The following is a 12,485-nucleotide window of genomic DNA, read 5'->3' as shown; positions in this document are numbered from 1 at the left end:
ATGAATCGTCGGATGAAGCCATTGTGACCATCGTTGGGAAGTCCTGCAGGGCGTCGGGCCAAGACCATATCAAGGGGCGCGCGGCGGACGGTCGGTGAGCGTTTTGAGGAAGGCCACCACGTCGGCAATATCCTGATCGCTCATGGCCGCCCGCCCACCGGGTGAGCCGCCAAACGGCGGCTCCTGATTGACGTTGCGGTGATAGGCGGCCGGCAGGTCATCGAACTTGCGGACCTGGCCTCGTGCGTCCTTTCGGTACCAGTGTTCGGGGTGGACGTCACGCTCGGCGTAGAAGCGCACCGCCTGATCCAGCCGGGTCACCGCGCCGTTGTGAAAAAACACCCGCCGGGTGGCGACATTCCGTAGCGAGGGGGTCTTGAAGCGGCCGCAGTAGTCGGTGTGCTGCCGCAGATCCTGGCGCAGTGGACCGCACAGCCCGAGGTCATACCAGTCGGGTTGGCGGTTGGCCGGAATGGCCGGATTGCGCGGCACCCCGAGGGCGATGTGGCCCATGTCGGTAAAGAGCGGAAACGCGCCGCGCTTGACCTCGCTCAAATGACACGATGCGCAATTGCCTTTCCGGGCATCGTTGAAGACCTGCAGGCCTCGCGCTTCGGCCGGCGTCAGGGTGGCATGGCCACGCAGATAGTCGTCGTAGCGGCTGCTGAACGGCGCGAAGTCCTGCGGGCTCTGCTGGAAGACTTCCAGTGCGAGGACCAGGCCCTTCCAGGCCACGGCCGGATCGTCGAATACCTGCGGGCCGAAGGTCGTCCGCATCGCTGCTGCGGATCGCGAAGCCGCGAGACGCTTCACCACCTGCGCGCGGCCCCGGTTGGCCATCTCGAACGGGGACAGCAGCGGCGCCTCCGCCTGCTCGTGCGCCGATGAGGCACGACCGTCCCACGCGTAGCCGCCGGTGGGACCTTGATCTTCAGAGTCATTGCCGTCGTTGTCGAAGAAGTGCTCGCTGAATGGCGGGGTGGTCTGGCGATACATCAGGGAGGGCACTGCGCGCAGGCCGGGCACGCCACGCAGTCCATTGCCGCCCCACTGCACCGCACGGCCATTGGGCGGTCCATAGGCATGTGCGGGATCGTGGCAGGACGCGCAGGACATCCGCCCACTGCCGGACAGCGCCTTCTCTGCAAACAGCTGGCGGCCCAGTGCAGTCAGTTGTGCCGCATCCGGCTGATGCGGAAAGCTTGGCGCATAGAAAGGCACTGCGGGCGGCGCCTGGGCCCCCGCCCCGGTCACCAGCGCCAGCACCGGCATCAGCAGCACGCCCGCCACCGCAGCGCGCAAAGACCCATGCCAAGGCCGCAGGGACCTCACCACACCCAGAAGACACCTCGATGACACATTCACAGCGAAACCTCGCAGACACATGGCGCTCATGTCGAGCAACGAAACGACCCGCAAACACAACAGGCCGCCAAAGCCTGTGCGCGCTGGGCTGTGTACCCACGCGGTGTGACACGTACATGTCATGTGACAGCCCCAATCTCCGCCCGGTTCGTTTTTTCCGAATGGCCCGTCTCAGGAGACCGATATGAAGTTGCCTTTCTGCCACGTCACCCAGCATCGCGCACATCGCCTTTCGACGACTCGACCGTCCGCCGTTGTCGGCTCAGCTGTCCGCTCAGCTGTCCGGTCACCGGCCGGCTCATCCGTGCGCGCACTCAGGCCGACGCTGCTGACGCCTGTCGCGATCGGCGCGCTGCTCAGCCTGAGCGGCTGCTTCGGCGGTGACTCGTCGTCACCGGTGGACACCACCGCGGCGCTGCAGGACAAGATCCAGAACATCGTGGTGATCTACGCCGAGAACCGTGCGTTTGACAACCTGTATGGCCGTTTTCCCAATGCCAATGGCCTGAACACGGTGCTGAATGCTGACGGCTCGGTCACCGCCGCCTACGTGCCGCAGAAAGACCGCGACGGCACCACCACGCTGGCCACGCTGCCGCCGGTGTGGGGTGGCGTCACGGCGCCCGGCAGCACGGTCACCGTGACGCAGGCCCAGAGCGCCGGCCTGCCCAATGCGCCGTTCAACATCGGCACCGCATTCCGCGCCAGCGCCAATGCCACGATCGACGGCACGGTGGTGACCCGCGACCTCTATCACCGCTTCTTCGAAAACCAGATGCAGATCCACGACGGCAAGAACGACCAGTTCGCCGCCTGGGGCGATTCGGGCGGTCTGCTGATGGGTTACTTCGACTACAGCGCCTCACCGCTGTACAAGCTGGCGCAGCAATACACCCTGGCGGACAACTTCTTCCAGGGCGCTTTCGGCGGCTCCTTCCTCAACCACCAATACCTGATCTGCGCCTGCGCGCCGGAATATCCGAATGCGGACACCGCCGCCGCCAAGCCCACCATCGCGGTGCTCGACAAGAACGCGGACGGCAGCTACACCCACCAGCTGTCGGTGGCGGTGAGTTCCAAGGCATCGGCGCTGGACGCCGCGCCGGTGTTCCAGCTTTCCGGGAACATCACACCGGCCAATTACTTTGGTGACGGCAAGTTCTATGCGGTCAATACGATGCAGGCGCCGTTCCAGCCCAGCGGCAATGCCCCGGTGGATGTGAATGGCAATGACGCGCTGTATGCCGACCCGTCCAAGCCCACGACGCTGCCTGCGCAAACACAGACCCATATTGGTGACCAGCTCACCGCCCGCAACGTCAGCTGGGCCTGGTACGGCGGCGCATGGACTGCGGCGCTGAAGGACGGAGCGCAGGCGCCGACCGTCAAGCGAAGCGTGATCTACGCGGCCAACAGCAGCGGCGTGGCCAGCACCGATGCGGTGGACTTCCAGCCGCATCACCAGCCCTTCAACTACTACGCCGACATGGATCCGGTGACCCACGCCACCGACCGTGCGGCCCATCTGAAGGACTACGACAATCTGGTCGCCGATGCGGCGGCAGGGACGCTGCCGTCGGTGACCTTCTACAAGCCTGAAGGTCTCTACAACCAGCACCCCGGCTATGCCAACATCGCCAATGCGGACCAGAAGATTGCCGATCTGGTGGCCAAACTGCAGGCGAGCCCGCAGTGGAAGCACATGGTGATCGTCATCACCTATGACGAGAACGGCGGTCAATGGGACCACGTCGCCCCGCCCAAGGGCGACAAGCTGGGCCCTGGCACCCGGGTGCCGGCGCTGGTGATCTCGCCGTATTCGAAGATGGGCACGGTGGATCACACCCAGTACGACACCGCCTCCGTGCTGCGGCTGATCACGCGGCGCTACGGACTGACGCCGCTGCGAGGGCTGGCGGCCCGCGACCAGGCCTTGACGGCCAACGGCGGCAAGCCGATGGGCGACCTGACGCAGGCCTTGGACCTTTAAGGCGCCGCGCCATCGCGCCTGCTGGGACGACGTCTTCTTTTGCGGAGAAGCGGGGTTCCCTGGCGCGGTGACGTTGGAGGGCCGTGGTGTGGGCGGTGGCGGTGGCATGGTGAGGGCCCACAATAGGTGGCAATGACCGCCGCTCCTTCGCAATCGGGCCTGTTTGACGACCTGCCCATTCCGGCCGACCAATTGCCGGACGGCCTGCGTCTGCAGGAAGGCTTTCTGTCCCGCGAGGAAGAGGCCCAGCTGCTCGACATCGTGACGGCGCTGCCGCTGGCGGCCGCTCGCTACAAGCAGTACACCGCACGCCGTCAGGTCATCAGCTATGGCGGAAGCTTCGACTACGACACCAATCGCCTCGAGCCCGCCCAGCCGCTGATTGAAGCGCTGCATCCGCTGCGGGATCGTGTGGCGGCATGGGCGGGCGTGCCGGCCGAGTCCCTGGTGCACACCCTGGTGGCCGCCTATACCCCCGGGACACCGCTGGGCTGGCACCGCGACGTGCCCGAGTTCGAGCAGATCTTCGGCGTTTCGCTGGGCGGCCCGGCGACGCTGCGCTTTCGTCCTTACCCCCCGGTATCACCACGCAAGGAAGACGTCGTGCGGCTGCAGGTCGAGCCACGGGCTGTCTACGCCATCACGGGCGTGGCGCGTTGGGGCTGGCAGCACAGCGTCGCGCCGGTGGATGCGATGCGTTGGTCCATCACCTTCCGAACACCTCGGGCGGGCGATCGCCCCCGTTGAAGTCGGCGGAAACAAGCCTCGCCACATCCCCTCCTGTCGTCCTACATGAGGACGGAGCGCTGCCTGATGTCTGCGCGCCTGGGTCCGCCGTACCCTGGATCGGACACCGACCGCCTCCGCGGCACCGGACGTCCCAGGAGTTCGCCATGGCCACATCCGCCCGATCGATTGCCTCGCTCACCCTCAGCTTCGGCCTCGTCAACGTGCCGGTGCGCCTGTACTCCGCCACCGAGTCCGGTTCCGACGTGCGCTTTCATCTGCTGGACAAGGACGGCTCCCGCCTGAAGCAGCAATATGTGAATGAACGCACCCGCAAGGTCGTGGAGCGCAAGGACATGATGAAGGGCTATGAGGTGGAGAAGGATCACTTCGTGCTCTTCGCACCCGAGGAGCTGAAGAACCTGGAAGAAGGCAGCAGCCATGTGATCGACATCGTCAGCTTTGTGCCGCTGAGTTCGATCGACCCGCTGTTCTACGACAAGAGTTACCTGCTGGCGCCCGACAAACGCGGCGCCAAGCCTTACGCGCTGCTTGCCGAGGCCATGCGGCAATCCGACCGGTGCGCACTGGCCAAATGGGCCTTCAAGGCAAAGCAGTACATCGTGCAGGTGCGCGCGAATGAGGACGGACTGATCCTGCAGCAGCTGCGGTATGCCGAAGAGGTCCGCTCGCTGGCCGACCTGGACATTGAGACCGCCAACGTCTCGAGCACCGAACTGCAGCTCGCCTTGCAACTGGTGGACCAGATCGCCGCCGACACCTTCGACCCGGACCAGTTCCAGGATGAAGAGAAGGCCCGGGTGCTGGCGGCCATCGATGAGAAGGTGCAAGGCAAGCAGATCGTGGCTTCCGCGCATGGCGAGGACGAACCCGCCAGCGGTCAGGTGATTGATCTGATGGACGCGTTGCGGTCCAGCCTGCAGAAGAAGAAGACCAACGTCACCAAGCTCAAGCCCGCCACTGCCAGCGCCACCGCCGCGTCCCCCTCCGCCACCCGCAAGCCGGCCAAACGCGCCGTCACCGCGCCGGAGCCTGCGGCCGCGCCGGCACCGCGCAGCCGCGCCCGCAAGTGATGTCGGCCCTGGACAGCGGCTACAGCCTGCGTCAGGCGGAAAAACTCGTCGGGCTGAGCCGGCGCTTCATTGAAACGCTGGTGCAGGAGGACATCCTGCACCCCGCCCCCGCCGCCGCCCGCACCGCCGCCAACGACTGGCGATTCAGCCTTCGCGACATGGTGGTGCTGCGCACCGCCAAGGCGCTGCGCGACGCGCGCATTCCGCATCGCAAGGTGGTGCAAGCCCTTCGCACGGTCCAGGCCTCGCTGGCGGACGATGCGCATCTGGCCAGCGTGCGGCTGCGTGCCAGCGGACGCGCCATCGAGGCGAGCGACGCAGGGACGCGGCGCGACGCCCTGTCCGGTCAGTTGCTGCTGCCGCTGGATGAAGGCGCGGATCCGCGTTCCGCCGTGGCCAATTCTGTCCAGGGTCCTGCATCCGCCTCTGCATCCCCGCTTGCATCCGAATCCGCGGCCGCCTCTGCCCCGACACCAACAACACCAGCACCAACACCGTCACGGTCGCCGACATCAACATCAACATCAACAACGGCACCAACATCGACATCGACGCCAACATCGACATCGACATTGGCAGCCTCAGCCTCAGCGCCACAAAGGCCCTTGCCCCGAAGCGACCGCTCCGCTGAAGAGGCCCACACCGTCGCCTGGCGCCATTTTCAGCAGGCGCTTCAGCTGGAAGCAACCGATGCCGCCTCCGCAGAAGCCGCTTACCGCGATGCCATTGCGCACAACCCCTGCCTGGACGTGGCCTACGTCAATCTCGGGGCCATGCTCTGCGAAACCCATCGCTGCCGGGAAGCAGTGGCTCTGTACGAGCGAGCCCTGGACCACTGCGGCGACACCCCGCTGATCCATTTCAACCGAGCGACCGCATTGGAAGATACCGGCGACCTGCTGGCCGCCGTGGGGGCGTACGAACGGGCGCTGGTTCTCGACCCGGGCCTGGCCGACGCCCATTTCAATCTTGGCGTCCTGATGGAACGGCTCGGACGAACGCAGGCGTCCTTGCGACACTTGAATGCCTACCGTCGCCTGCATCCGGCGGAGGATTCATGAACATTTGCACATCTTCGGCGCTTGTACGCCCAGCGATACGTTTGGTTCCAGACGTATCGGATGTCACTTTCTATGATTCCGGCATGGACACGTTTCTGACACACGGCCGCGCTGCCGGCACCCCGCGCACCTCCCCCGTCTCGACCGCTGCAACCCGGCGCGCCGGATGGCCCGCACTGCTGCTGACGCTGACGCTCGCGGCCTGCGGTGGCGGCGGCAGCGACAGCAGCAGCGGCAGCGGCAGCAGCGGTTCTGGCTCAGGCGCCGCCCCGGATGGCCAGGCCACCTGCAAGCTGGCCGCCGACGCCGATTTCCAGAAGCAGCTGCTGGACGCCATCAACGCCGCCCGCGCGGCCGGAGCCAACTGCGGCACCTCAGGCACCTTTGCCGCCACCACGCCGCTCGGCTGGAACGCCCTGCTTGCGCAGGCTGCGGACAATCAGTCGATCGACATGTCCACCAACAACTTCTTCAGCCACACCGGCTCCAACGGCAGCACCCTGGGCCAACGGGTCACCGCGGTGGGCTACCCCTGGACCGCCCTCGGCGAGAACATCGCGGCCGGTCAGACCTCGGTGGACTCGGTGATGAAGGGCTGGCTGGCCAGCCCGGGCCATTGCGCCAACATCATGAATCCGACCTTCCAGGAAGTGGGTGTGTCCTGCCGCCTGGCCGCCTCCACCAAGAACGACTACGGCACCTACTGGACCATGGACCTGGGCGCCCGCCGCTAAATCCTTGACGTGGATCCCGGGCGCCCATCCTGCCGGTGCCCGGTCCGCTGGATCCAGATCGTCTTCGTGTTCAAACTGACACGAACCAGCCAACATTCGCAACTGTGACTCGCCCGGCCCCCGCATAGACTGCCGCCACTGCGGCCACTGGCCGATTTAGGTGGGGAACACATGTCATTGTTGCGTCGCACATTGTTGCCACTGGCCCTGCTGGCCGGGGCAGGTCTGCTGGGGGCTGCGGTCTCCGGCGAGCAGGAAAAGGTCGTGGCCCGCAAGATGCCTGCGGCGGATGCGAGCAGCGTCTCGGCCCGGGTGATCGTCAAGTACCGCAACAATGCATCGGTGCTGAGCACCGGCCGGGCCACCGCCCTGAGCGTCGACACTGGCGGCCACGCCAGCGCCATGGCTGGTCCCCAGCTGGCGTCCGCCATGGGCGCGCGGCTGGGCGTCGCGCTGAAGGACGGCCGCTCCATCAGTCCGAACAGCCAGGTGCTGACCGCATCGGGCATGAGCTCGCAGGGCCTGGCGGACAAGCTCGCTGCTGACAGCGATGTGGAATGGGCCGTGGTCGACCAGCGCCGCTTTGCCCTGGGCGTCAACACCCCCAACGACCCCCTCTACGCGGACAACCAGACCACCACCACGCCGGTGGCCGGTCAGTGGTATTTGCGCGCCCCGACCAGCAGCATCAAGTCGGCCATCGATGTGGAGACGGCCTGGTCCGTCACCCAGGGCAACAGCAATGTGGTGGTCGCTGTACTTGACACCGGCATCGTCAAGACCCATCCGGACCTGGCCTCCAAGCTGGTCGCGGGCTATGACTTCATCTCCGACACGACCATCGCCAATGACGGCGACGGCCGCGACAGCGATCCGTCCGACCCCGGTGACTGGGTGACCGCCACCGAAGCCGCTTCCGGCACGCTCAAGGACTGCACCGTCGAAGACAGCAGCTGGCACGGCACTCAGACCGCCAGCCTGATCGGCGCGGCCACCAACAACGGCATCGGCATGGCGGGCGTCGCGCCCAATGTGAAGCTGATGCCGGTGCGTGTGCTCGGCAAATGCGGCGGTTATGACTCCGACATCCAGGCCGGCATGCGCTGGGCCGCAGGCCTGAGCGGCACCGGCATTCCCTCGCCGGCCGTACCGGCCAAGGTGCTGAACATGAGCCTGGGGGGCTCGGGCAGCTGCAACATCGCCTATTTGTCCGCCGTCAGCGATGTCACCGCTGCAGGGGCGGTTGTCGTGGCCGCTGCCGGTAACGACGGCCTGGCCGTTGGCACCCCGGCGAACTGCGTCGGTGTGATCGGTGTGGTGGGCCTGCGTCACAGCGGCACCAAGGTCGGCTTCTCTGATCTGGGAACCGCCGCCACCATCGCTGCCCCGGGCGGCAATTGCGTCAACAGCAGTGGCACCTGCGTCTATCCGATCATCACCGCCACCAACACCGGCACCACCGTGCCGGGCGCGGACAGCTACACCGACGGCGGCGCCAAATATGCAGCGGGCACCAGCTTCTCCGCCCCGCTGGTGGCCGGCACGGCCGCCCTGATGGTGTCAGCCAATCCCAACCTCACCCCGGCGCAAGTCACGTCGCTGATCAAGAGCACCGCCACCGCCTTCCCGGGTGCCGAGACCGGCGTGAGCGCCTGCCGCGCCCCGGATGCGACGCCGCAGACGAGCGAGTGCTATTGCACCGTCTTCACCTGCGGCGCCGGCATGCTGAACGCCGGGGCCGCCGTGGCGGCCGCCCAGGCGATGCCGCCCACACCGGTGATCACCGCATCGGCCACCACCGTGCTGGCCGGCGAGTCGCTCACGCTGGATGCCAGCAGCTCCACCGTGACGACCGGCCGCACCATTTCCAGCTACCTATGGCAGATCACCAGCGGTGGCAGCCTGGCGTCCTTCAGCAGCAGCACCACCAGCGCGTCCACGACACTGCTCACCAGCGGTGCCGGCACGGTGACCGTGCAGCTGACGGTGACCGACAGCAGCGGCCGCAGCGCCACGACGAGCAAGTCCTTCACCGTGGCCGCCGCCAAGCCGACCGTCAGCTTCACCGCTTCGACGACGACGCCCTCGGTGGGCACCCTCGTGACGCTGGACGGCAGCGCCTCCAAGGCGGGCACCGGCGCCAGCCTCACCGGCTATCTCTGGGACATCACCAGCGGCACCAGTCTGGCCAGCTTCACCGGCTCCACGACGTCCGCCACCACCACACTGAACGCCACAGCGGCGGGAACGGTGGTCGTGCGACTGACGGTGACGGACAGCAATGGCTACACCAGCAGCACGTCGCAGACGCTGACGGTGAGCGCGTCGGGGAGTGGATCGGGGAGCGGGGCGGGGACCAGCGGGACCGGCGGTAGCAGCTCCACCAGCAGCTCCGGCGGCGGCGGTGGCGGCGCGTTCTCCATGGCGTGGGGATTCGGGCTGCTGATGCTCACCGCGCTCCTGGGTCTGCAGCGACGTTCGCGTCGTTAAGCCTCGGAGCGGCGCTCCTCGCGTCCGCCATGAAAAACCGCCCCGAGGGGCGGTTTTTTTCCAGGCATCCGTGAAGCGCTGCATACGCCGCAGTCGCCGGACGCGGCCCGCAGCAAGGGGCTTCACGCCGCGTCGTCGTCCCGATCCGGAGCCAGTGAGGCGACGCACACCATCGCGGCGCCGCCGTAAGCCAGCAGATCTTCCGTCGCGGCCACCGCCCAATCGTTGCCCAGTGCGCGCGAGACCCGGGTACGGATCGCATGCCCGAGGTAGGTCGCCACGATCGAACCCGCGGCACCCGCGAGCGCCGCAGACGCGGACCGACCGCCGGCCAGCGCGGCCCCCGACACCGCGCCGCTGGCGACCCGCGCCACCACCCCGACCGGCTGCGTGCGGTCCGGCGTGGACGGCAGCTTGTCCACCACCAGCTCGCCCAGCGCCATCGGTGTGGTTACGGCCACAGCCTTGTTGCTGGCCAGACCGGACAGCGGCGAATCCTTCACCGAGATCAGACCCAGCCGCGCCGCCCAGGTCACGGCAGTGATGGGAGCGCTGGTGCGCGGACCCGCCGTCGCGCCGAGCAGGAAGGCCATCAGCAGCGTCTGACGGGAGGCAGATGGTCGACGTGCATCGCTTCGATGCGCCCGCGTGCCGTCCAGGGCGGCCAGCTCGTTCGATGCAGAGGCCGATCCCTCGTTCACCGCCCGCGCATCCCGCGCACGTGCCAGCGCTTCGGTCTGCCTCATCGACGCCCCCTGACGCAGGGCCTCGCGCAGCGTCCAGCCGGAACGGCGGATCTGATCTGCCCCCTCCTTCACCTTGCCGAAGAAACGGCGGAAGAGTTTGCGAGCGCCTTCGGTGGCGGTCCCATACACCACATGCGATGCATACGAATAGGGGTGGGACGCGGCGGGCGCACGCCAGACCGGGTCGCCCAGCCGGAAGGCGGGCACCAGCGTCTCATCGACGACGGTCGCGGCGACCACCCCGAAGGCGGCCCCCTGCCCGGCCGTGACCACCGGCTGCAGTTCCGCTGCGGCGCCGTACAGCCCGCCCACCAGCGAACCGGTGGCGTAGTGCACCGCCTCGCCTGCGGCTTCCCGCCGGCCGTACGGCACCGGCCGCCCGGTCACCAGCCGTGACGCCCGGTTGGCGGCCTTCTCGGTGGAGGGAGACCCCTTCACGCCGGAAGTGACCCCGCCGCGCGCCAGCGCCGACTGAAAGCCTGTCATCACCAGCGCGCCGACCAGGCCAGCCGCCAGACCCGATGCAACACCCAGAAGGACGTCGCTGTCTTCGTTGTGATCGATGTTCATGGGTGCAAACTTGGCAATCCGCATGCCACGGGACATCGCCGGTTCATCCCCGGGACAGCGCTTGGACAGTGCCCGCCCCCATCGCTCACCCATTGACATCATCGTCATTTCTGACGATGATTCAGCCCATGAAGTATCCAGGCGGCAAGGGCAAAACCTATCAGCACATCATCAACCTGATGCCGCCGCATCGCGTCTACATCGAGACGCATCTGGGCGGCGGTGCCGTCCTGCGCAACAAGCGGCCCGCCGAGCATTCCATCGGCATTGATGCCGATGAACGTGTGGTCGCCCAATGGCGCGCACGGACGGCCGATCCGCCCACGGACTCTGCGTATCCAGACCTTGAACTGATATGCGGGCGGGCGGAGGAATTCCTCGCCCGCTATTCGTTTCTGGGGGACGAACTGGTCTATGTGGACCCGCCCTATCACCCGGAGACCCGACGTCAGCCCCGCGTGTATCGATGCGACTACCAGGTCGAGGACCATGTGGAGCTGCTCTCCTTGCTGGCCAGGCTGCCCTGTCCGGTGATCGTGTCGGGATATGCCCATCCGCTGTATGACGAGCTGCTCGGCGGATGGAATCAGAGAAGCTTTCAAGCCAAGACCCATACCGACGTCAGGACAGAGACCTTGTGGTTCAACTTCGAGCCACCCGACCAGCTACACGACAGCCGCCACCGCGGAGACAACTTTCGCGAACGGCAGACATTGAAACGGCGCATGGAGCGCCTGCAAGACCGAGTGAGAGCCATGGACCCGGCTGAACGCCATGCGTTCACCCAATGGCTGCACGACACCTATCCCGTTGCTCCCCGGAGCATTTCCGTATGACCCAGATTCTTGCCATCCTGACCCGACACGGTTCCCTGCAGCGCGAAATCCCCGCCCCCGACCAGCCAGTGATGCCCGGCGTGCGCTGGGGCCATGCCGATGAATTCCCCGCCGCGGCGTACTGGCTGCAGCGGGCGCTGACCTGGCGTCTGGAGCAGGACACACCGATCTATCGTTCCAGCCGCACGCTGGCGGAAGAAGTGGGCGCATGGCTGCTGGGCGGTCAGGGCGTGACCGCTGCGGTGGCCCAGGCCGCCTTCGAGCGGCTGCGCGGACTGGGTGCATTTGCACAGGCCGGTGTGACGGAAGCGCAGGTCCTGGACTGGCTGAGCGAGCCGCTGACGGTCGGCGACCAGCAGGTGACCTATCGCCTCGCGGCACAACGGGCCAAGTACCTGTCGATCACTCTGCCCGCCATCTTCGACGTGCCGGCCACCCTGCAGGGCCGGGAACTGCGCGACTGGCTGATGGCCCTGCCGGGCCTGGGTCCGAAGTCGGCCTCGGGCATCGTGCGGAAGTGGTCGGGCGCGACCGATGTGGCGCTGCTGGACAACTACGTGCTGCGCGTCGGTCAGGTCATGGGCCTGTTCGGCCGCAAGCTGACCGTGGAGCGTCACTACCTCGAAATGGAAGCGCGCTTCCTGCAGCTGAGCAAGGTGATGAGCGTGGCCCCGCCGGATCTGGAAGCCGTCATGGCGCTGGAGCTGATCCGCTCGCCGGAAACCGCCCGCTTCCTCGCGGACTACCTGAAAGCGACCGAGCCACAGCCCCAGGCGGCGCCCGCTCGTCGCGCCCAGGCGCCTGAGCAGCTGTCGCTGGTCTTCACCGGCTGAACTTGCTGAAAAACCACACGGATTTTCTCCATTCGCACGC

Annotated in this window: 10 protein-coding genes; 8 read left to right on the top strand and 2 right to left on the bottom strand. The window is 66.8% G+C overall.

Going from position 1 to position 12,485, the window contains the following annotated elements; genetic code table 11:
- Nucleotides 1-69: 69 nt before the first annotated feature.
- Complete coding sequence (locus FHS28_RS20400) at nucleotides 70-1,302, bottom strand: cytochrome-c peroxidase (protein ID WP_246410395.1); 1,233 nt, start codon at nucleotides 1,300-1,302, stop codon at nucleotides 70-72.
- A 247-nt stretch (nucleotides 1,303-1,549) separates the two neighbouring features.
- Between FHS28_RS20400 and acpA the strand changes: the two genes are divergently transcribed.
- From acpA to FHS28_RS20370, 6 genes are all read left to right on the top strand, one after another.
- The gene (gene acpA / locus FHS28_RS20395; protein WP_088453668.1) at nucleotides 1,550-3,355 is read left to right on the top strand and encodes an acid phosphatase; all 1,806 of its coding nucleotides are present in this window, start codon (nucleotides 1,550-1,552) and stop codon (nucleotides 3,353-3,355) included.
- Between the two features lie 132 nt (nucleotides 3,356-3,487).
- On the top strand, nucleotides 3,488-4,102 hold the full coding sequence (locus tag FHS28_RS20390; RefSeq protein ID WP_088453667.1) for an alpha-ketoglutarate-dependent dioxygenase AlkB: 615 nt from the start codon (nucleotides 3,488-3,490) through the stop codon (nucleotides 4,100-4,102).
- Between the two features lie 146 nt (nucleotides 4,103-4,248).
- Nucleotides 4,249-5,175 carry a non-homologous end joining protein Ku gene (gene ku, locus FHS28_RS20385; protein WP_088453666.1) on the top strand — a complete coding sequence of 309 codons (927 nt, stop codon included), beginning with the start codon at nucleotides 4,249-4,251 and terminating at the stop codon, nucleotides 5,173-5,175.
- Nucleotides 5,175-6,236: a tetratricopeptide repeat protein gene (locus FHS28_RS20380; RefSeq protein ID WP_088453665.1), complete on the top strand. Its 1,062-nt coding sequence runs from the start codon at nucleotides 5,175-5,177 to the stop codon at nucleotides 6,234-6,236. The genes ku and FHS28_RS20380 overlap by 1 nt, the downstream gene beginning before the upstream one ends.
- Nucleotides 6,237-6,319: 83 nt before the next feature.
- Nucleotides 6,320-6,970, top strand: a complete 651-nt coding sequence (locus FHS28_RS20375) for a CAP domain-containing protein (protein ID WP_088453664.1) — start codon at nucleotides 6,320-6,322, stop codon at nucleotides 6,968-6,970.
- Nucleotides 6,971-7,141: 171 nt separating this feature from the next.
- Nucleotides 7,142-9,460, top strand: a complete 2,319-nt coding sequence (locus FHS28_RS20370) for a S8 family peptidase (protein WP_088453663.1) — start codon at nucleotides 7,142-7,144, stop codon at nucleotides 9,458-9,460.
- Nucleotides 9,461-9,582: 122 nt separating this feature from the next.
- Here the strand turns inward: FHS28_RS20370 and FHS28_RS20365 are convergent, their stop codons facing one another.
- Nucleotides 9,583-10,776 (bottom strand): DUF4126 family protein, encoded by a 1,194-nt coding sequence (locus tag FHS28_RS20365; RefSeq protein ID WP_184295304.1) that lies wholly within the window; start codon nucleotides 10,774-10,776, stop codon nucleotides 9,583-9,585.
- A gap of 116 nt (nucleotides 10,777-10,892) precedes the next feature.
- Here FHS28_RS20365 and FHS28_RS20360 point away from each other — a divergent pair, with 116 nt between their 5' ends.
- A complete protein-coding gene (locus tag FHS28_RS20360; protein WP_221194104.1) occupies nucleotides 10,893-11,612 on the top strand; it encodes a DNA adenine methylase in 720 nt (239 codons plus the stop codon).
- Nucleotides 11,609-12,445: an 8-oxoguanine DNA glycosylase gene (locus FHS28_RS20355; protein ID WP_088453661.1), complete on the top strand. Its 837-nt coding sequence runs from the start codon at nucleotides 11,609-11,611 to the stop codon at nucleotides 12,443-12,445. The genes FHS28_RS20360 and FHS28_RS20355 overlap by 4 nt, the downstream gene beginning before the upstream one ends.
- Nucleotides 12,446-12,485 lie beyond the last annotated feature (40 nt).

The organism is Roseateles terrae (assembly GCF_014192155.1).
GTDB lineage: Bacteria > Pseudomonadota > Gammaproteobacteria > Burkholderiales > Burkholderiaceae_C > Roseateles > Roseateles terrae.
The sequence above is the reverse complement of the archived record's forward strand: the minus strand, read 5'-3'. Positions and strand labels throughout refer to the sequence as shown.

Coding starts and splice junctions, on each gene's coding strand:
- FHS28_RS20370 (WP_088453663.1), top strand. CDS start 7,142: ATGTCATTGTTGCGTCGCACATTGTTGCCACTGGCCCTGCTGGCCGGG.
- FHS28_RS20390 (WP_088453667.1), top strand. CDS start 3,488: ATGACCGCCGCTCCTTCGCAATCGGGCCTGTTTGACGACCTGCCCATT.
- FHS28_RS20365 (WP_184295304.1), bottom strand. CDS start 10,776: ATGAACATCGATCACAACGAAGACAGCGACGTCCTTCTGGGTGTTGCA.
- FHS28_RS20380 (WP_088453665.1), top strand. CDS start 5,175: ATGTCGGCCCTGGACAGCGGCTACAGCCTGCGTCAGGCGGAAAAACTC.
- FHS28_RS20355 (WP_088453661.1), top strand. CDS start 11,609: ATGACCCAGATTCTTGCCATCCTGACCCGACACGGTTCCCTGCAGCGC.
- FHS28_RS20375 (WP_088453664.1), top strand. CDS start 6,320: ATGGACACGTTTCTGACACACGGCCGCGCTGCCGGCACCCCGCGCACC.
- acpA (WP_088453668.1), top strand. CDS start 1,550: ATGAAGTTGCCTTTCTGCCACGTCACCCAGCATCGCGCACATCGCCTT.
- ku (WP_088453666.1), top strand. CDS start 4,249: ATGGCCACATCCGCCCGATCGATTGCCTCGCTCACCCTCAGCTTCGGC.
- FHS28_RS20360 (WP_221194104.1), top strand. CDS start 10,893: ATGATTCAGCCCATGAAGTATCCAGGCGGCAAGGGCAAAACCTATCAG.